19 protein-coding genes are annotated in these 20,124 nt (G+C 27.7%); 18 read left to right on the top strand and 1 reads right to left on the bottom strand.

What is annotated here, in order from left to right; genetic code table 11:
- The first annotated feature begins 118 nt into the window (after window positions 1-118).
- From ahpC to EIH23_RS09975, 12 genes are all read left to right on the top strand, one after another.
- Window positions 119-682 (top strand): alkyl hydroperoxide reductase subunit C, encoded by a 564-nt coding sequence (ahpC, locus tag EIH23_RS10030; protein WP_122640152.1) that lies wholly within the window; start codon window positions 119-121, stop codon window positions 680-682.
- A gap of 223 nt (window positions 683-905) precedes the next feature.
- Window positions 906-1,694, top strand: coding sequence for an EcsC family protein (locus tag EIH23_RS10025; protein WP_122640151.1), 789 nt, complete (start codon window positions 906-908; stop codon window positions 1,692-1,694).
- Between the two features lie 46 nt (window positions 1,695-1,740).
- Complete coding sequence (locus EIH23_RS10020) at window positions 1,741-2,784, top strand: lysylphosphatidylglycerol synthase transmembrane domain-containing protein (RefSeq protein ID WP_122640150.1); 1,044 nt, start codon at window positions 1,741-1,743, stop codon at window positions 2,782-2,784.
- A gap of 244 nt (window positions 2,785-3,028) precedes the next feature.
- Window positions 3,029-3,844 (top strand): hypothetical protein, encoded by an 816-nt coding sequence (locus tag EIH23_RS10015; RefSeq protein ID WP_122640149.1) that lies wholly within the window; start codon window positions 3,029-3,031, stop codon window positions 3,842-3,844.
- A 13-nt stretch (window positions 3,845-3,857) separates the two neighbouring features.
- Complete coding sequence (locus EIH23_RS10010) at window positions 3,858-4,961, top strand: ATP-binding protein (protein WP_122640148.1); 1,104 nt, start codon at window positions 3,858-3,860, stop codon at window positions 4,959-4,961.
- Window positions 4,962-4,968: 7 nt separating this feature from the next.
- Window positions 4,969-6,378, top strand: a complete 1,410-nt coding sequence (locus tag EIH23_RS10005) for a vWA domain-containing protein (protein ID WP_122640147.1) — start codon at window positions 4,969-4,971, stop codon at window positions 6,376-6,378.
- Between the two features lie 262 nt (window positions 6,379-6,640).
- Window positions 6,641-7,696: a sulfurtransferase gene (locus EIH23_RS10000; protein ID WP_122640146.1), complete on the top strand. Its 1,056-nt coding sequence runs from the start codon at window positions 6,641-6,643 to the stop codon at window positions 7,694-7,696.
- A gap of 2 nt (window positions 7,697-7,698) precedes the next feature.
- Window positions 7,699-8,145: a hypothetical protein gene (locus tag EIH23_RS09995; RefSeq protein ID WP_122640145.1), complete on the top strand. Its 447-nt coding sequence runs from the start codon at window positions 7,699-7,701 to the stop codon at window positions 8,143-8,145.
- 174 nt (window positions 8,146-8,319) lie between these two features.
- Window positions 8,320-9,900 carry an alpha-glucoside-specific PTS transporter subunit IIBC gene (locus EIH23_RS09990; RefSeq protein ID WP_122640144.1) on the top strand — a complete coding sequence of 527 codons (1,581 nt, stop codon included), beginning with the start codon at window positions 8,320-8,322 and terminating at the stop codon, window positions 9,898-9,900.
- Window positions 9,901-9,928: 28 nt separating this feature from the next.
- On the top strand, window positions 9,929-10,435 hold the full coding sequence (locus tag EIH23_RS09985; RefSeq protein WP_122640143.1) for a hypothetical protein: 507 nt from the start codon (window positions 9,929-9,931) through the stop codon (window positions 10,433-10,435).
- A gap of 216 nt (window positions 10,436-10,651) precedes the next feature.
- A complete protein-coding gene (locus EIH23_RS09980; RefSeq protein ID WP_122640142.1) occupies window positions 10,652-12,028 on the top strand; it encodes a 6-phospho-alpha-glucosidase in 1,377 nt (458 codons plus the stop codon).
- Window positions 12,021-12,515, top strand: coding sequence for a PTS sugar transporter subunit IIA (locus tag EIH23_RS09975; RefSeq protein ID WP_122640141.1), 495 nt, complete (start codon window positions 12,021-12,023; stop codon window positions 12,513-12,515). Before EIH23_RS09980 ends, EIH23_RS09975 begins: the two co-directional genes overlap by 8 nt.
- Before the next feature lie 50 nt (window positions 12,516-12,565).
- Here EIH23_RS09975 and EIH23_RS09970 read toward each other — a convergent pair whose 3' ends face one another.
- On the bottom strand, window positions 12,566-13,873 hold the full coding sequence (locus EIH23_RS09970) for a conjugated bile salt MFS transporter (RefSeq protein WP_122640140.1): 1,308 nt from the start codon (window positions 13,871-13,873) through the stop codon (window positions 12,566-12,568).
- Window positions 13,874-14,126: 253 nt separating this feature from the next.
- Between EIH23_RS09970 and EIH23_RS09965 the strand changes: the two genes are divergently transcribed.
- From EIH23_RS09965 to EIH23_RS09940, 6 genes are all read left to right on the top strand, one after another.
- Window positions 14,127-14,906 carry a MurR/RpiR family transcriptional regulator gene (locus EIH23_RS09965; RefSeq protein ID WP_243113383.1) on the top strand — a complete coding sequence of 260 codons (780 nt, stop codon included), beginning with the start codon at window positions 14,127-14,129 and terminating at the stop codon, window positions 14,904-14,906.
- Between the two features lie 3 nt (window positions 14,907-14,909).
- Window positions 14,910-15,671 carry a MurR/RpiR family transcriptional regulator gene (locus tag EIH23_RS09960; RefSeq protein WP_243113382.1) on the top strand — a complete coding sequence of 254 codons (762 nt, stop codon included), beginning with the start codon at window positions 14,910-14,912 and terminating at the stop codon, window positions 15,669-15,671.
- A gap of 163 nt (window positions 15,672-15,834) precedes the next feature.
- On the top strand, window positions 15,835-16,266 hold the full coding sequence (locus EIH23_RS09955) for a MarR family winged helix-turn-helix transcriptional regulator (RefSeq protein WP_122640139.1): 432 nt from the start codon (window positions 15,835-15,837) through the stop codon (window positions 16,264-16,266).
- 97 nt (window positions 16,267-16,363) lie between these two features.
- A complete protein-coding gene (locus tag EIH23_RS09950; protein ID WP_122640138.1) occupies window positions 16,364-16,843 on the top strand; it encodes a glutathione peroxidase in 480 nt (159 codons plus the stop codon).
- 365 nt (window positions 16,844-17,208) lie between these two features.
- Entirely contained in the window at window positions 17,209-18,048 is an 840-nt protein-coding gene (licT, locus tag EIH23_RS09945; RefSeq protein WP_122640137.1) for a BglG family transcription antiterminator LicT, read from the top strand.
- 95 nt (window positions 18,049-18,143) lie between these two features.
- On the top strand, window positions 18,144-20,090 hold the full coding sequence (locus EIH23_RS09940) for a beta-glucoside-specific PTS transporter subunit IIABC (protein ID WP_122640136.1): 1,947 nt from the start codon (window positions 18,144-18,146) through the stop codon (window positions 20,088-20,090).
- The last annotated feature ends 34 nt before the right edge of the window (window positions 20,091-20,124 follow it).

The raw sequence follows: 20,124 nt of genomic DNA, 5'->3' as shown, positions 1-20,124 counted from the left end.
ATATGTTTAAAGACTAAAAAGTAGGGAATATATAAGATTAAGATAATGAAAATCATAATCATTACTGATTTTAAAAACACAAATAAAATAATAATTTAAATATAAAGGAGAAAAAATTATGTCATTAATAAACAAAAAAGTATCTGAGTTTAAAGTTCAAGCATATCAAAATGGGGAATTTAGAGAAGTAACACTTGAAGATGTAAAAGGTCATTGGTCAGTATTTGTATTCTATCCAGCAGACTTTACATTTGTTTGCCCAACTGAATTAGGAGATTTAGCTGATAACTATGAAAAATTCAAAGAAATAGGATGCGAAGTTTATTCAGTATCAACAGATAGCCACTTTGTACATAAAGCATGGGCAGATGCATCTGAAACAATAGGAAAAATACAATATCCAATGTTAGCGGATCCAACTGGAAAGTTAACTAGAGATTTCGATGTTATGATAGAAGAAGATGGAATGGCTTTAAGAGGAACATTCATAATAAATCCAGAAGGAGAAATAAAAGCTTACGAAGTTCATGACTTAGGGATAGGAAGAAATGCAGAAGAATTATTAAGAAAAGTTCAAGCTGCACAATTCGTGGCAGAACATGGAGATCAAGTTTGCCCAGCTAAATGGATTCCAGGAGCTGAAACATTAGTACCAAGCTTAGACTTAGTAGGAAAATTATAATAATCCATTTAATCAATAAAATAATAAAAGACATAGTATGATGTTTTCATTGTAAATATAATTACATTGAGACATCATGTTATGTCTTTTTTATTTAATAAATTATATTAATTCATTAAATTTATATATAAAGTAGTTTATAATATAAAAATTAATATACGTGAGATGTTATAATAGCATATATATATAATTGAAATAGTATTAAATATAAATAGGTGATAAAATGGAAACGTACGATTATATAAAATTAAAAGAATTAGAAAAATGGAAAAAGAAAATAAGAAAAAAACCATCTATAATAGATAAGGCATCAAAAGGAACTCAAAATAAATTAAACTCAATGCTTCCTAAAAAATATCATGAAATAGTAACTATTGCTATAAAAAATATGACAAAGGTAGTTTTACTTGGTTCTAAGTATATAACTAAAAAACCTATAAAAAATATATTATTAGAAGAAAGAGATAATTTAGTTTATGAAAAAATAAAGTTTTATAAAAATGCTGCTATGATAGAGGGAGCAGGAACAGGAGCAGGAGGGATACTTGTAGGTTTTTGTGATTTTCCACTACTTTTAAGTATAAAGATAAAACTTCTTTATGAAATTGCCAGCATATATGGATTTGATACTAATGATTATAGAGAGAGGTTATATATACTTAATATATTCCAACTTGCTTTTTCTAGTAAATCTCATGTAAATTTTATATTTAATAATATGGAGTGCTTTGATGATTTTAAAGATGATTTATCTAGTGATATTAATGAGTTTGATTGGAGAAGCTTTCAACAAGAATATAGAGATTATATTGATATAGCAAAGTTACTTCAATTAGTACCAGGGATTGGCGCTTTTGTTGGGGCTTATGTAAATAACAAATTAGTTGATAAATTAGGTGAGTATGCAATTTATGCATATCATATGAGATTATTAAAGAGTGAATATTATATGCATAAAAAAGATAATTTTATATATAGAAAGTACAAGAGAATTATAAATAAGTTTAAATAGTGTAAGATTTTATATGTTGTATATAAAATTATTTGGAGAATAAAATATGAAAAATAACAAAAATTTATTTTATAAAATATTAAAAAATGGAGGATTATTTTTAATATTAATAGCTATTACATTTTATTTTATTTTTAAAAGCCTAGATATAAATAAAGTAATTAAGACGATTTCACAGATAAATATTTTTTATATAATTCCAGCAATAGTATGTATGTGTGTATATATTTTTTGTGAAGCAAGTAATACAAAAAGAAATCTTATAGCTTTAGGATATAATCCAAGTATATTTAGATGTATAAATTACTCAGTAAATGGATTCTTTTTTAGCTCGATTACACCATCAGCATCTGGTGGACAGCCAATGCAAGCTTATCAAATGTGTAAAGATGATATAAAAATCTCACATGCAACGTTAGTACTTTTAATTGAGCTAATATTTTTTCAGGTAGTTACTATAATGTTTTCATTAATTGGATTTTTTACACAACAGTCTTTATTATTAAGAAGTATTGGCTCAATTAAGTACCTTCTTGTTTTAGGATTAATATTAAATATTATAGCACTGCTGTTTTTATTATCAGCAATATTTTCATATTCTGCGATAAGAAAGGTTTTTGATTTCGTAATTAAATTAATTGAATCACTAGGATATAATAAGGTAAAGAAAATAAGGGATAAGGTATATTCTATAATTAACGAATATGAAGAATGTTCTTTATATATTACTAGAAATAAAACGATTATTTTAAAAACATTTTTGACTACATGTATACAAATCTTTGCAATTCACAGTATTCCATACTGGGTATATAGATCTTTTGGTTTTAGTGGATATTCAATATTTACCTTTGTAGGAGTTCAAGCTGTTTTATTTATAGCTGTATGTGCACTTCCCCTTCCTGGAGCAGTAGGAGTAAGTGAAAGTGGATTTTTAATGTTATTTAAATTACTCTTCCCAATAAGAGTATTAAGTGAAGCTATGTTAATTAGTCGTGGAATTAGTTTTTACTTATTTTTATTTTTAAGTGGAATATTATTAATAATATTAAAAATACAAAATATAAAGGTAAAGTTAACAAATGAATAAATCATATCACTATAATTACTAAGATAAAAAAGTATATAGTCTGGATTTATAAGAAAATAGTATAAAGCTAAAAACGATGAAATAATTTTTCATCGTTTTTTTATTAGAATTAAGTATAAAGTTAAATTATATAAATTTATAATTTTGGAATAATTATTCTGTTTAAAATCATTAAAAAAGTATATTAATATAATATTAATAATTATAAACTTTAATATAGAATAATAGATAGGGGAGGTATATTATGGACGAATCAAGAGCTATTGAAATGATAAAGAGGAATCCTTCTATTATAAAAAATATAAATAATCCAAGCGAAGAAATGAAATTATTAGCCATAAAATTAGATGGTCTACTATTAAGATATATACAAAATCCAAGTGAGGAAATGAAGGTTATAGCAATAGAAAATAATGCAAGAGCAATTAAATTTATAGATAATCCAAGTGAAGAAATGATGATAAAAGCTATAAATGATGGATGGAGTATATTAGAATATATAAAAAAACCAACAGATAAAGTGATTAAATTAGCAATTGATAAAGCTGGTTGGGCAATTCAGTATGCAAAAAATCCAAGTGAGGAACTACAGTTGCTAGCAGTAAGAAAAAATTATGATTCAATAAAGCATATACAAAATCCTTATGAAAGTGTTCAGGAAGAAGCTGTAAAAATAAGCTATGATGCATTAAGATATATAAAATCACCAAGTCTTAAGGCGCAAATTGTAGCTATAAAAAGTAATGAGGCAGCAATTAGTTTTATGGTTGATTTAGATAAGGAAAAGATATTAAAATTTTTAAGAGTAAATATATTAATAATTAAATATATTGAAAATAGGATACCAAGTGAGATATCAAAAGAAGATATAGAAAAAATATTGATAGAAATACTATCAAAAGAAGATGTAGAAGAAAAGTATGTTAGAGATTTCTTAAAATGTAGTACTATAGATAGAAATAGTGATAAAATCCAAATGGACAAAATAATGTTTATTTATAAGTACGGAAGTAAGAAAGCAAAAAAAATAGCTGTAGATGAAAAACTAAAGATGATATAGGAGAAAAGATAAAATGAATTTTATAGACACATTAAGAAGCGTTGACTTAGTATTATCTACTGGAGAAGTACCTTTAGTAGTTGGAGAAAGTGGAATCGGAAAAACAGCTCTAGCAAAAAGACTCGCTAAAGAAAATAATTGGAGCTTAGTTGTAGTTGATGGAAACTTACTTAAAGAAGGTGAAATAGGGGGGCTACCAACTGTAGAAAGTTATGGAGACAATAAAAAAACTACTATATATGCAGTTCATCATAAGTTAAGAGAGATAGATAAAGAGATATTAAAGGGTAAAAGTGTACTTTTATTTATAGATGAAATAAATCGTTGTGAGCATACTGTACAACAAGAACTTATGAATCTAATTTTAAACAGAGAAATAAATGGATACAAGTTACATGATGATGTAAAAATACTAGCTGCAATGAATCCATCAAGTAAATATGGTTCAGATTTTGATTATCAAGTAGTTGATATGGATGCGGCACAAGAAAATAGATTTGTATGGCTTAACATGGAACCAGATCATTCACAATGGCTAAGCTGGGCAATAGATGCAGGAATAGAACAAAAAGTTATAGAGTTTATTTCTACATTCCCAGAGTATCTTCATAAAATAAATGAAGATGATGTACGAGCTACACCAAGAAGTTATGAAAGAGTTTCTAAAACTTACAAAATGTACAAAGAAAATAAAGAAATAATATCTAGAGCAGTATTTTTAAATGTTATAAAGGGAAATGTAGGTAAGATTATAGCAGAAGAATTTATAAGTTTTATAGAATCAGACTGTTTACCACTTATATCTTATGAAGATGTATTTTCTGGAGAAATTCTTGAAGAATCTATAATAGAAAAAATAAAATTAGAAAGTCATACAAGACTTTATTTAACTGCGGTAAATATATTAAAAATATTAGAATCAAATATAGAAAATGAAAACTATAGTAATAATGATATAAATAGATTTGTAGAATTTATAAAAATATATCCAGTTGATTTAATGGTAGGTATAATGAAAGATTTAAAAAATAGTTATGAAAAAATTTATAAAATAGTTATAGAAAATGAAGAATTTGTAGACTTGTATTTTAATGCTTACAGCTTAATAAGAGGTTAATATTATCATGGAAAGTTATTTTGAAAAACAAACAAGAAGTCTTTATGATAAAGCTATTGAAATAGTTAATAAAGCAACTGAATTAAAGTTAAACTCAGGAAATGTAAATTTTGAAATAGACATACCTAAAGATTTTAAAGAGGAATTCTTTACTATTGTAGATAAAGTGAGTTTAAGTCTTATGGAAGATAAAGATAACTTTTATGGCTACTTCTTATTTCAAATGGGTAGAGATATAAAGTTCGATATAAGTAGTCCAAGTGCAGTTAACTTCAAGGGAGCTAAATATGTAATATACTTTAATCCGTTAATATTTCTGAATCTTAACATGAGACAGATGGAAAGTACTATTAAACATGAAATTCTTCATGTACTATCATTACATTTAATAAGAGCAAAAGAACTAAAAGGTAGATGCTCAACATTGGCAATCAATATGGCGATGGATATAATAGTAAATAAATATTTAGACTATTTGCCGCCATATGCTACTACATTAGAGTGGGTAAATACACATTATTCTATGAACTTAGAGCCATATGAAACTTTTGAGTATTATGTAGAAAAGATTCAAATTGAGTTAGATTTACAAGAATCTGATAAAGATGGAGAAGAAAATGATGCCGATTTAAATGATAATGTAGAGAGTGAATTTAGACCGGAGAACACTCACGATATATGGGAAGAATCTGATGAAATAGATTCTAAAACTGTTAGGGAATTTACAGAAAAATTTATAGATAATTCTTTAAAAAGTACGGTTCCATCATATATTAGTGATATGATATCATCATTAAAAAGCAGTAAAGGAGAGCTTCCTTGGAATTTATACTTAAAAAAATTAATGGGAACTGTTGAAAGTAATAAGAAGAAAACTATAACAAGAAGGAATAGAAGGCAACCAAGTAGATTAGATTTAAGAGGCCAGCTTAGAAGTCATAAAGCCGAAGTTGCAGTAGCAATTGATACTAGCGGAAGTATTAGCGATGAAGAATTTAAGCAAGCTATAAAAGAAGTACTTAATATAGTAAAAAACTACAATCATGAGATAACTATTATAGAATGTGATAATGAAATAAGGCGGACTTATAAGGTTAAGAATATTAAAGACATAAAAGATAGACCTAGTATAAGAGGTGGAACTAAATTTAGTCCAGTTTTTGATTATGCTAATAGGAATAAGATTAATTTATTAGTATATTTCACTGATGGAAAAGGAGAAACTAGATTAGAAGTTATACCAAGAGGATACAAGATATTATGGGTTATTTCAGGCAGAGGAGATAAACTTTCTTTAGCTCAGCCTTATGGGATAGTTAAGAAATTAAGTAAGGTTGAAGTAAAAGATGATATATTTGATATGAATGATGTTAGAAGTGATGGATATTCAATGAATAACCAAGCTCCAATTTTATAAATATTGCTTAGAGAAAAGACGTGCTAATTGGAACTTAGCATGTCTTTTATTTTATATTATATTTAGAATGTTAGCTTGTATGTATTAAAAGTCAGAAAGTATGAGAAAATATAGCAAATCAGATATAATTGTTATATATAGATAAGTCAAATAAGCAAGGTTTATATTATAGATAAAAACTATTTGAATGTAGATAAAAACTATTTGAATGTAGATAAAAAGTGTAGTAAAATACTAATTTAGAAAAATAAGAGGTGAAATTATGAAAAAGAAATTATTGAGTTTAGTACTTTGTACTACAATGCTATCGACAGTATTAGTAGGATGCAGTGCTAATAAAACAGAGTCATCGAAAAAAGAATCAAACGTTCAATCAGAACAAGTAGATAAAGAAAAAGTATTTGTAACTCCAGAATGGGTACAAAGTGTAATTGATGGAAACCAGCCGGAGTCAGATAACTATGTCATCTTAGAAGCTTCATGGGGGACATACAAAGATAGCACAGATTATACAAAAGGACATATACCTGGAGCAATTCATGTTGATATAGCGAGTGTGGAATGTGAGCCATATTGGAATTTATCTGATGCTAAAGTAGTTGAACAAGGAATGTTAGATTTAGGAATAACAAAAGATAAGACAGTTATACTATATGGAGCTGATGTTTCGGGAACAGCAAGGGTTGCTTATGCATATCTTTGGGCAGGTGTTGAAAATGTAAAGGTTCTTAATGGAGGGCTAAATGCATGGACAGAAGCTGGTTATGAAACAGATACGACTATAGAAAAAGCAGTAGCTGCAACCGATTTTGGGACAACTGTTCCTGCACATCCTGAATACTGGATGTCTATAGAAGATGCTCAAGATAAGTTAAATAATGACTCTAACTTCCGTTTAGTAAGTATAAGAAGTGAAGCAGAGTTTATAGGAGAAACAAGTGGATATAACTACATAGATAGAGCAGGAGAACCTAAAGGTGCTGTATGGGGACGTGGTGGAAGTACTGCATATACTATGGAGGATTATACTAATGAAGATGGCACATATATAACGTTCGATCAAATGAAGGAATTATGGTCAGATTGTGATTTTAATTTAGATAATGAACTTTCATTCTATTGTGGAACTGGATGGAGAGCTACAGTTCCTTGGTTAATATGTTATGATGCAGGATTAAGAGATATGACTGTTTACGATGGTGGATGGTATCAGTGGCAAATGAATGATGACCTTCCAGTACAAGTAGGAGATCCAAGTAGTGATAGTGTTGTTTATACAACAGTAGGTGAATTATCAACAGATAAGGCAGCAAAATAAAAATGAAAAAATCAAATAAGATATTTAATATAATAGCTACAGTCTTACAAATTTTGTTATTAGTAGGTGCTTACTTAGTGAATTATTTTACTCATAAAAAAATGGGGATGCTAAGATATATAGTATATAAAAATAATTTACTAGAAAATAAATATCCAATAATGAAATTACAATATATTACTATCGCTATATTTGCTATATTAGTAGTATTGATTTTAGCATTATATATTAAAAGAAAGTTACAAATGAGTAAATATGCATTAAGTATGAATATTTTTATGGTTATACTTTTCGCTATTTATGCAGGGTTTACACTAATAAATTCTACTGAAACATTAAGAGCTTATTATTATATAGGTTTCATGTTAGAAGTAACTGTATTTATTCAAATTATCAAAACTGGAATTGAAGTTTTAATATATAAAACAAATAAAAATACACTCATTTAAATGGGTGTATTTTTATTTGTGAAAAATCACAGAAAATGTTAAATTTCAAATAAGTTAATACGAATGCCCTTAGTTGGGAAAACGTATTGCTGATAGAAATCTTGTTTGATAATATTTTAATAGAAAAACAAATAAATTAAGTATAAAATATATACAGAAGGGAAGGGATAGCGTATGATGCAAAAAATTCAAAAATTTGGGGGAGCCATGTTTACTCCTGTATTATTATTTGCCTTTGCAGGTATAGTAATAGGGGTAGGTACTTTATTTACAACAGAAGCAATCATGGGATCATTAGCAGCTCCAACTAGTATGTGGTATCAATGCTGGAATGTAATACTTCAAGGGGGATGGACAGTATTCAATCAATTACCACTACTATTCGTTGTAGGTCTTCCAATAGGTATGGCAAAGAAACAAAATGCAAGATGTTGTATGGAAGCACTTGTACTTTATTTAACATTCCATTACTTCTTAAGCACTATACTTTCTCAATGGGGAAATGTGTTTGGTGTTGATTTTGCAGCAGAAGTAGGAGGAACTAGTGGGCTTACTATGATAGCTAATATCAAAACATTAGATATGGGTATGATAGGAGCATTAATTATATCTGGTATAGTTATTTATTTACATAACCGTTTCTTTGATACAGAATTACCTGAATGGTTAGGAACATTCAGTGGATCAACATTTGTTTTTATGATAGGTTTCTTCGTACTTATTCCAGTTGCTTTAATTGCAGCACTTGTATGGCCCAAAATACAAATGGGAATGCTAGCATTCCAAGGATTTGTTAAGGGAGCTGGAGCATTTGGTGTTTGGGTATTTGTCTTCTTAGAACGTGCACTAATACCATTTGGTTTACATCATATCTTATACTCACCATTTTTCTATGACAATGTATTAGTACCAGGAGGTCTTTATGCTTACTGGGCTACTAAATTGCCAGAACTTGCATCATCAACAGCTTCTTTAAAATCATTAGTTCCTGAAGCTGGATTTACTTCAACTGGTTTTTCAAAAATATTTGGATGTGCAGGTGCAGCATTAGCATTTTATGTAACTGCAAAACCTGAAAAGAAAAAGAAAACGCTTGGATTATTAGTACCGATAACTTTAACTGCTATATTCTGCGGAGTTACAGAGCCAATAGAATTTACATTCTTATTTATAGCACCATGGTTATTCATAGTTCATGCTTTCCTTGCGGCAACTCTTTCAACAGTTATGTATCTTGCTGGAATCGTAGGTATACACTCTGGAGGAGTAATAGAAATGGCATCTTTAAACTGGATACCATTAATGAGTGCACACTGGAAGCAATACTTATTAATGCTAGGTATAGGTTTAGTATTTACAGGAATATGGTTTGTAGTATTTAAATTCTTAATAGAAAAATTTGATGTTAAAACACCAGGTAGAGAAGATGATGAAGAAGTTACATTCCATACTAAAGCTGAATATAGAGAAAGACAAAATGGTGGTGTAGTTGATGAAAAGTTAGCTCTTGTAAAAGGCATATTAGAAGGTTTAGGGGGAGCAGAAAATATTGTTGATGTAACAAACTGTGCTACTCGCCTAAGAGTTAATGTAAAAGATGAAAAATTATGTAAGGATGATGTATATTTTAAATCAATAGGAACTCATGGATGTTCGGCAAATGGTAAGTCTTATCAAGTTATAGTAGGACTTAAGGTAGCAAAAGTGAGAGATGATTTTGAGAATTTATTAGCAAACAATAAAGTTACAAACTAATAGGTTAATTTAGAAAGTAGGAGATACAATGAGTCAAGTTAATGCAATAACTAGTAAAAATAATAAAATAAATTCATTGAGTAAGTATTATAACATAGCAAAGATATTACTTACACTAACACCATTTATGGCATTAATGTATTTATCTATGGAATCTGCGAGAATGGGAGTTGCTATGCAACAAGCGATACAACAAAATCCTAAGCTTACAATACTATTTTTAGTATCTATGATAAATCCATTTATAGCATACTTATTAATATTTATACAAAAGAAGATTGAGTCAAGTGATACATCGTATGCAATTACAAATATAGTTATGTTTATAGTTGCAGAGATATTATTACAGAATGTGTTATATGTAATTTTATTTGGAGTTATTTTATATAAAACCCTTAAAACATACAATGTGACTATTAAGGAGAGCTTTAAAGAAAAGTTAAAAGATAAATTTCTAATGACTATTTCAGGTAGCTTAGTTGTTATTGGATTAGCTTGTATATGTTTATTTGCTACGATAAGAATTAATATGTAAATATAAAAATCGAAAGAGCATGGTAATATATTTATTGCCATGTTTTTTTTATTACTTTGTTATAAACAAACCTGTGAAAAGTCACAGAAAATGTTATAAAAAACAATTAAATTAACAATATCCCTAATAAAGGAAAACGTATTGATATAAGTTTTTTTTAAGTATACTATGTACTCATAAGATAAATAAAATAATAAAAATTTGGGAGGAATAGAGATGGAAAATAAAAAATATTCAGTTGTAGTAGCAGGTGGGGGAAGTACTTTTACACCAGGTATAGTATTAATGTTATTAGAAAATATGGATAGATTTCCAATTAGATCAATAAAGTTTTATGACAATGATGCAGATAGACAAGAAACAGTAGCGAAGGCTTGTGAAATATATTTAAAAGAAAATGCACCAGAAGTGGAATTCTCATATACAACAAAACCAGAGGAAGCATTTACTGATATAGACTTTGTATTAGCACATATAAGAGTTGGAAAATATGCAATGCGTGAAAAGGATGAAAAGATACCACTAAAATATGGCGTTGTAGGTCAAGAAACTTGTGGACCAGGAGGAATAGCTTATGGAATGCGTTCAATAGGAGGAGTTATAGAAATACTTGACTACATGGAACAATATTCTCCAAATGCATGGATGTTAAACTACTCAAATCCAGCAGCAATAGTAGCAGAAGCAACAAGAAGATTAAGACCAAATTCAAAAATATTAAATATATGTGATATGCCAATAGATTTAGAAGAAAAAATGGCTAATATGTGTGGGTTAAAATCAAGAAAAGAAATGCAAGTATCTTACTATGGATTAAATCATTTTGGATGGTGGTCAAAAATATATGACAAAAATGGAAATGACTTAATGCCACAAATAAAGAAACACGTAGCAGAAAATGGATTTGCAGATGCACTATCAGATACTAACCAACATGTTGATGATAGCTGGAGAGAAACTTTTACAAAAGTAAAAGATGTTTATGCAGTAGATCCAACCACAATACCAAATACTTATTTAAAATATTACTTATATCCAGATTATGTTGTTGAACATTCTAATCCAGAATATACAAGAGCAAATGAAGTAATGGATGGAAGAGAAAAACATGTATTTGGAATATGTAATGAAATAATCGAAAAAGGAACAAGTAAAGGTGTTGAAGGATTTGAAGCCGATGCACATGCAACTTATATAGTAGACTTAGCTTGTGCCCTTGCAGAAAATACAAATGAAAGATTCCTTCTTATAGTTCCTAATGAAGGAGCAATAGAAAACTTTGATAGAACAGCAATGGTAGAAATACCTTGTATAGTTGGTAGAAATGGATATGAAAAAATATGCCAAGGGGCTATTCCACAGTTCCAAAAAGGATTAATGGAACAACAAGTAAGTGTAGAAAAACTTACAGTTGAAGCTTGGATAGAAGGTGATTATAACAAGTTATGGCAAGCTATAACACTATCAAAAACAGTTCCAAGTGCAAGAGTGGCTAAGCTTATATTAGATGATTTAATAGAAGCAAATAAAGAGTATTGGCCAGAATTAAAAAAGCCAAATGAATTAAAAAAAGAGTGTGAAGTATATGCTTAAACTATTTAGCAAAAATAAGAATAAGAATGTAAAAACAAAAGGTTTTTACTCTATAATGGATGGTAAAAGCATAGATTTATCTCAAGTAAATGATGAAATGTTTTCTAATAAATTATTAGGAGATGGTATTGCAATAGAGCCTACATCAAATACAGTTGTATCTCCTTGTGATGGTGAAGTTACATTAGTTTCAGATACAAAACATGCAGTTGGGATAAAGAATGAAGATGGAGTAGAAATATTAATTCACATAGGACTTGATACTGTAAACTTAAAAGGTGAAGGATTTGAAACTTTTTGCAAGGTAGGAGATAAAGTAAAAGTAGGGGACACTTTAGTAAAAGTAGATAGAAAGTTATTAAAAGAAAAAAATATTCCAGATGTTACAATGATGGTTATTGTTGAGCCAAATGGACATACAATATCTGAACGTAATATAAATCAATCTGTAGAATGTGGAACAAGTTTATTAGTAAAATATGAATAAAATATATAAAGAGCTAGCTTCTAACTATAAATGAAGCTAGCTCTGTTAATTTAAGATATTTTTTTAGTTTCAAATACATTGTTTTCTTTGTTCATTTTTATTATTGAACTTGTAGAATATAGTAATCCTGAATATGCTATTATTGCATATATTACTGTTGATATCCAAGCGCTTGTAAATCCAGACTTATCAACTATTAACCCAAATAATGTAGAACCAGTTCCAAATCCAGCTGCAAAGAATATTTGTACAATACCTAATATAGTACCAAATTCTTTATTACCAAATAAAGCACCAGTCATATAAGAAGGTCCTATTATATATGAGAACATAGATATTCCTAAACAAACTGAAAATACAAATCCAAGTGCATTTATTTGTCCCACAAATATTAAACATAGACCACAACATATAACCAATAATCCTGCTAATACAAGAGATTTAATTATTCCAAGTTTATCAAATAAGAAACCTCCACATAAATTACCGAATATTGAGAATAGTCCGAATAAAGAAGCAACTAAAGCTGATCCAAGTGTAAATATTTGTTTTTGTTCTAATGATTGCAAATATGGTATGAATTGTAGAGCCATTCCACCAACATATAAACCAACAAATATAAACGATGTTGCGAATATCCAGAAATATTTAATCTTACTAACTTCTGCAAAAGTATATCCCCAGTTAGAATTTTGCTTTGAATTTGAATCATTTTTAGATTTCTTTGACTTATTCATTTCTAACTCAGCTTTTGATTTTGGGAATCTCATTATAAATAATGCTACAGGTAATGCTACTATTATAGCTAATAAACCAAATCTTAAATAAGCACCTTTGTAACCAATTTGCGGGTTAGATAACCATTTACCTGCAAATTGCTGAAGAACCATATTACCTAGTCCACCACCAGAGAATGCAAGACCCATTGCGATACCTTTATTTTCTGTAAACCAACTATTTATAAGTGTTGGAACACCTATAGCAGATATTATAGCAGATCCGATTTGAACGAATATAGATAATGCATAGTAAGCAAATATGTTACCTCCAGCCAAAGACATAGCTGAAAATGCTCCACCTACTAAAATTACTCCTAAAGCATATAATAGTTTTATATTAATTTTAGGATTAGAATACAATTTTCCTATGAAAGGAGAACATAGTGCTGAAACTACAGTTCCAATTGTGAATATTAGTGAAAATTGAGTATAGGTAAAACCTTCTCCTGAAGTTACATAATTTGTAAAAGCAGGTTGAATATTAGCTGCCAATGAATATGGTACTGCTTGAATCAGTATACAACCAACGACTATTAACCAGCCATAGAAAAATGAATTTTTCTTTTTTGTGTTTTCCATAATGAATACCTTCTTTACCTTAATATTTTTATAAAATTTATATGAAAATTAATAAGAAGATTGTATAAAATAACTTCTTAGATGCAAATAATAACATAATTCGACAAAAAAAACAATAAAAATACAGTTGAATCAAATTGAATTAAAATGATTCAAAATAAAAGTTTTAATGTAGTACATTTTATTTATCTAGAAAAACGTTAATAGGTAATATATAATTTTACTTATAGGGTAAATTTATTAGGGAAAATATATGAAAGAAGAGATTAAATGTATGAAATTACAAGAGTTAATCAATAAGTATTATCATCGATTAAATGAAAATGATTTTTATATTTGGGATTATATATCTAATCATAAAAAAGAATGTGAAAAGCTTGCTATTGATCAATTAGCATATAAATGTAATGTATCAAGAACAACTATTCTTAGATTTGCTCAAAAAATATCTTTAAAAGGGTATAGTGAATTAAAATTATACTTAAAATTGGAAAATCAAGATACAAAGGAAAATACAAATACAACTGAAATGGTATGTAATACTTACTATGATGTAATTAAAAGTATAAAAGAAAAGGATTGTACTGAGTTTTTTAAAAAATTTGACGCAGCTAGAAATATTTATGTATATGGAGTTGGAATGGTTCAATCATCAATTAAAAAAGAGCTTAAGCGAATATTTATGACAAGTGGAAAAATACTTTACGATCTAAGTGGGTATAGAGAATCAGAAATATCTTTAAATATTGCAAATAGTGAAGATTTATTTATTATTATATCTGTATCAGGTGAAAATAAATTTATCATTGATTTTGCATCAAAGTTAAATATTAGAAATATTCCAATACTTTCGATTACAAAGTTAAAAGAAAATACATTATCTCAGATGAGCGATTATAATCTGTACATATCATCTGTTACATTACCAGGAACAATAAATGAATTAAGCTATGACTCGGTAACATCCTATTTTATACTAATTGAAATCTTATTTTTAAAATATATTGAATATAAAAATGAAAAAGGGGCATAAATTATGGACATAAGATTAGAGACTCTAATTTATGATAACTATAAGAAATTAAATGAAAATGATAAACATATATGGAATTATATATTAAATAATAAAAGCAAATGTGAAAGTATGTCTATACAAGAGTTAGCATCTAACTGTAATGTTTCTCATACTACTATTTTAAGATTTGCTCAAAAGATAGGATTAAATGGATATAGCGAACTAAAATTTTATTTGAAATTAGAAAATAATAAAAAATGCACATTTGATAAAGGTGAAATTATAAGTATATCTGATGATATAAATAAAACTATTGATCTATTAATACAAAGAGATTTCTCAGACATATGTTACTTACTAGATAGTTGTAAAAATATTTATGCATATGGAACATGCGAGATACAAAGTAATGCAGTAAGAGAGTTAAAAAGAAATCTTTTGTCTATTGGTAAGTTAGTTAATATTGTAGAGGGTAATGATGAAGTAGAGACAATAACTAACTATATTACAGAAGATGATATGATATTTTTAATATCTCTATCAGGTGAAAATAATACTGTAAATAAGTTTGCAAAAGATTTAAATAATAAGGGGGTGAAAATTATTTCTATCACTGAGAGTGGTAATAATACATTATCAAAGATAAGTGATATTAATATACAATTTTACACTCATGAAGTTATAAGACTAGAAGATAATTTACAAATATTTTCTGCCTCACAATTTTTTATAATAAATGAATTTTTATTAGTAAAATATTTAGAATATAAGTATTCTAAATAGATATGATAGTGAAAATTCGCTCATAAAATGTATATGATTAATTATTATCGTATTTATTTTATGAGTGAATTATATATTAGAGTTGACAGTTATATTAATACTATATATAATAAATTTAATTTAATTAAATTAAATTTTAAAAAATGATATTGGAGATGTATATATGGATAAATATGATAAAATAAAGTTGGAAAATCAATTATGCTTCTCACTATATGCTTTATCAAGAGAAGTAATAAAGCTATACAAACCTTTATTAGATAAATATAATCTAACATATACACAATATATAGCAATGCTAGTAATGTGGGAAGAAGAAAAGATTATTTTTAAAGAATTAGGAAAAAGGCTGCATCTTGATTCCGGTACACTTACTCCAGTAGTAAAAAAACTAGAAGCTATGGAACTAGTAACTAAATATAGAAATAAAGAAGATGATAGAGTAGTTACAGTAGAGCTAACGGAAAAAGGAAAATTATTAAAAGAAGATATAATTGAAGTTCCAGAAAAGATGTACTCTATGTGTAAAAGAGATGGAGTAGATTTATTATATTTAAAATCACAATTAGATAATTTATTAAAAATATTTAATTAAAAATATAAAAGTTAAGTTCTATAAGGAGGTTAACTTTAATGTTTTTAATATTATTAATTGAATAAAATTAAATTTATATAAATTAAGGAGTATAAGTATGAAATTTTATAATTTTAAAGCAAAAAAGATGAATGGTCAGGAAATAAGTATGGAATACTTTAAGAATAAGGTTGTATTAGTAGTAAATACAGCAAGTAAATGTGGATTAACACCACAGTTTAAATCGTTACAAGAATTATATATAGAATATAAAGATAAAAATTTTGAAATATTAGGTTTTCCTTGTAACCAATTTGCAAAGCAAGATTCTGGTACAAATGAAGAGATACATGAATTTTGTCAGCTAAATTATGGAGTAAGTTTTAATATGTTTGAAAAAATAGAGGTAAATGGAGAGAATGCACATCCCTTATATAAATATTTGAAAGATGAAGCCAAAGGTTTCTTAAGTAAAGAGATAAAGTGGAATTTCACTAAATTTTTAATAGATAGAGATGGTAATGTAGTAAAAAGATATGCACCTACAGTATCACCAATTAAGATCAAGAATGATATTGAAAAATTATTAATTAGATAGAAGAAATATATCAATATATGAGTAGCTTAAGAAGGTAATATAGAAATCTTTTCATCGGTGAAATACTTAGAAAAATAAAATCATAAATGTGCAATGATACTAAGAAGTTAATAATTACATTTATACAAATAGAAAATATTAAAAATAATTAAGAAAACGTTGACATACACATGCGGAATTGTTACTATATAAATAACTTAGAAAATTAAATGTAACCGGATAGTGATTGTTTAAATACAAGCTAAACCTATTTATTACTTAGGCTAATACAAGTCTATTTAACGTGTAATAAATAGGTTTTTTTATGTTATAAACCAAGTAAAATCAAAGTTAATCGTAGAAAAAGAGATAAGGGGGGAATCAGAATGATTATTGAAAAAATACTTAATAATAATGTTGTTATTACAAATGACGAAAATAATAAAGAAATAGTCGTTATGGGAAGAGGTATAGCTTTTAAAAAGCGTACAGGAGATTATATTCAAAAAGATATGATAGATAAAGTATTTAAACTTTCTGATCCAAATATGTCTAATAAATTTAAAGAGTTAATATCAGATATTCCATTAAAATATATGGAGTTATCAGATGAAATAATTTTAAATTCAAAAAAGAAGTTAGGGAAAAAATTAAATGATAGTATCTATATTTCTTTAACTGATCATATGCATACAGCAATAAAAAGAGCTCGTGAAGGTATAAATGTAAAAAATGCTCTTCTTTGGGATATAAAAAGATTTTATAAAGAAGAATTTATAATAGGACTAGAGTCTTTAGATTACATAGAGAATAAATTCAAAGTTAGATTACCAGAGGACGAGGCAGGTTTTATAGCACTACATATAGTAAACGCACAAATGGATCAAAATATAGAGATTGTTTATAAAGTGACACAAATAATGCAGGAAATAACAAATTTAGTTAAATATCATTTTGGAATAACATTTGATGAAGAGTCTGTATATTATTATAGATTTATTACTCATTTAAAATACTTTGCAGAAAGATTACTAAAAGATACATCATATGAAGACAATGAAGATGATTTATTAGATGTAATAAAATTGAAATATAAAAATGCATATAGTTGTATAGAAAAAGTAGATGAATTTATGGATAAAAAATATAATTACAAATTAACAGATGAAGAAAAACTATACTTAACTATTCATGTTGAAAGAGTAGTGAGTAAAAGTATTAGGTAGGATATAAATCCTAGAAATTAGGCTTATATATATTGGATGGTGACATTAAGTTGGCCAAACCTTCATATTTCAAAAAAGAAAGTGGAGGAGTAAAAATGAAAAAGTATGAACAATTAGCAAAAGACATTATATTTAATGTCGGTGGAAAGGAAAACATTAGCAGTTTATCACATTGTATAACAAGACTACGTTTTAAACTAAAAGATGAGTCAATTGCAAATGATAATGTACTAAAAAACATGGATGGTGTAGTAACTGTAATGAAGAGTGGTGGACAGTACCAAGTAGTAATTGGTAACCACGTTCCAGATGTTTATTCAGTTGTATGTGATTTAGCAGGACTTGGAGGGGATACTTCAGACAATTCAGAATCAGATTCACCAAAAGGGATATTCAATAAATTTATAGACATTATATCAGGAGTTTTTCAACCAATACTAGGAGTTATGTGTGCTGCTGGTATGATAAAAGGATTCAATGCAATATTTTTGGCACTAGGTTTATATGCACAAACTAGTGGTGAATATATTATGTTAAATTCAATTGGAGATGCTATATTCCAGTATATGCCTATAATTTTAGGTTTTACAGCAGCTAAAAAGTTTAAACTTAAACCATTTGTCGGAATGCTTATAGGAGCTGCTTTATGTTATCCAGGAATTCAGCTAGCTACATTATCAGCTAGTTCTGAACCTTTATACACATTATTTGCAGGGACAATGATCGAGTCTCCAGTATATATAACATTTTTAGGATTACCAGTAATAGCAATGGACTATACATCTACAGTAGTTCCAGTAATATTAATTGTATATTTAGCATCTAAATTAGAAAAAATGTTTGATAAGATAATACCTGATGTAGTAAAGAACTTCTTTGTACCAATGGCAGTTTTATTAGTTTCGCTACCAATAGGATTTATGTTAGTTGGGCCTATTGCAACATTTGGTGCTAATATGGTTGGAAATGGATTCTTATCATTATATAACTTCTCACCAATCTTATGTTGTGTATTAGTTGGTTTATTCTGGCAAGCACTTGTAATTTTCGGATTACATTGGGGATTAATACCAATAGCTATATCAAATATGATGACTATGGGATTTGATACAATATTAGTTGGAGCATTTGCACCATCTTTTGCACAAACAGCAGTAGTAGCGGCAATGTACTTTAAGTTAAAAGATAAAAAGATAAAAGAGTTATGTATACCAGCAGTTATATCTGGTATATGTGGAGTAACAGAACCTGCAATTTATGGTATAACTTTACCTAGAAAGAAACCATTTATATACAGTTGTATAGGTGGAGCGGCAGCAGGTGCTGTAATGGGTGTAATGAATATAAAAGGATACGTAATGGGTGTAATGAATATAAAAGGATACGTAATGGGTGGACTTGGAATATTTGGGATACCTAATTATATAAATCCAGCAACAGGAGATATGACAGGAGTTTATACTTCAATAGTAGCAGCAATAGTAGCGGCAATAGTAGGATTTGTATTAACATTCTTATTATGGAAAGATGATACTGTAGTAGAGGAATCTAATGATAATAAAGAACAATCAACAATAGTAAAAACTAAAAGAGAAATAATATATAGTCCAATAAAAGGTGAAGTAAAAGCTTTAGACCAAGTACAAGATGCAGCATTTTCAAGCGGAGTATTAGGACAAGGTGTAGCAATAGTACCTAAAGAAGGTAAGGTAGTAGCTCCATTTGATGGAACAGTAATGACTTTATTTCCAACAAAACATGCAATAGGAATAGTATCTGACAATGGATGTGAGTTATTAGTTCATATTGGGCTAAATACTGTCCAATTAGATGGGAAATACTTCAAATCCTTTGTAAAACAAGGAGATAAAATTAAAAAAGGTCAGACATTAGTAACATTTGATATAGAAAAAATATCAAAAGAAGGTTATTGCTTAGAAACACCAGTAGTGGTTACAAATTATTCTGATTATGTAGATGTTGTAGGAAAAACACCAAAAAATATAAACAATAGCCAAGAACTAATAACTGTTTTAGCTTAGAGTTTTTATAGGAGATAAGATATATATATTTACT

Source organism: Romboutsia sp. Marseille-P6047, assembly GCF_900604535.1.
Classification (GTDB): Bacteria; Bacillota; Clostridia; order Peptostreptococcales; family Peptostreptococcaceae; genus Romboutsia_E.
The sequence above is the reverse complement of the archived record's forward strand: the minus strand, read 5'-3'. Positions and strand labels throughout refer to the sequence as shown.

Bases quoted from the DNA above. Each gene is read 5' to 3' on its own strand.
- EIH23_RS09940 (WP_122640136.1), top strand. From the start codon at position 18,144: ATGAAAAAGTATGAACAATTAGCAAAAGACATTATATTTAATGTCGGT.
- EIH23_RS10015 (WP_122640149.1), top strand. From the start codon at position 3,029: ATGGACGAATCAAGAGCTATTGAAATGATAAAGAGGAATCCTTCTATT.
- licT (WP_122640137.1), top strand. From the start codon at position 17,209: ATGATTATTGAAAAAATACTTAATAATAATGTTGTTATTACAAATGAC.
- EIH23_RS09990 (WP_122640144.1), top strand. From the start codon at position 8,320: ATGATGCAAAAAATTCAAAAATTTGGGGGAGCCATGTTTACTCCTGTA.
- EIH23_RS09960 (WP_243113382.1), top strand. From the start codon at position 14,910: ATGGACATAAGATTAGAGACTCTAATTTATGATAACTATAAGAAATTA.
- EIH23_RS09985 (WP_122640143.1), top strand. From the start codon at position 9,929: ATGAGTCAAGTTAATGCAATAACTAGTAAAAATAATAAAATAAATTCA.
- EIH23_RS10020 (WP_122640150.1), top strand. From the start codon at position 1,741: ATGAAAAATAACAAAAATTTATTTTATAAAATATTAAAAAATGGAGGA.
- EIH23_RS09950 (WP_122640138.1), top strand. From the start codon at position 16,364: ATGAAATTTTATAATTTTAAAGCAAAAAAGATGAATGGTCAGGAAATA.
- ahpC (WP_122640152.1), top strand. From the start codon at position 119: ATGTCATTAATAAACAAAAAAGTATCTGAGTTTAAAGTTCAAGCATAT.
- EIH23_RS10000 (WP_122640146.1), top strand. From the start codon at position 6,641: ATGAAAAAGAAATTATTGAGTTTAGTACTTTGTACTACAATGCTATCG.
- EIH23_RS09980 (WP_122640142.1), top strand. From the start codon at position 10,652: ATGGAAAATAAAAAATATTCAGTTGTAGTAGCAGGTGGGGGAAGTACT.
- EIH23_RS09965 (WP_243113383.1), top strand. From the start codon at position 14,127: ATGAAAGAAGAGATTAAATGTATGAAATTACAAGAGTTAATCAATAAG.
- EIH23_RS10025 (WP_122640151.1), top strand. From the start codon at position 906: ATGGAAACGTACGATTATATAAAATTAAAAGAATTAGAAAAATGGAAA.
- EIH23_RS09970 (WP_122640140.1), bottom strand. From the start codon at position 13,873: ATGGAAAACACAAAAAAGAAAAATTCATTTTTCTATGGCTGGTTAATA.
- EIH23_RS09955 (WP_122640139.1), top strand. From the start codon at position 15,835: ATGGATAAATATGATAAAATAAAGTTGGAAAATCAATTATGCTTCTCA.
- EIH23_RS10005 (WP_122640147.1), top strand. From the start codon at position 4,969: ATGGAAAGTTATTTTGAAAAACAAACAAGAAGTCTTTATGATAAAGCT.
- EIH23_RS10010 (WP_122640148.1), top strand. From the start codon at position 3,858: ATGAATTTTATAGACACATTAAGAAGCGTTGACTTAGTATTATCTACT.
- EIH23_RS09995 (WP_122640145.1), top strand. From the start codon at position 7,699: ATGAAAAAATCAAATAAGATATTTAATATAATAGCTACAGTCTTACAA.
- EIH23_RS09975 (WP_122640141.1), top strand. From the start codon at position 12,021: ATGCTTAAACTATTTAGCAAAAATAAGAATAAGAATGTAAAAACAAAA.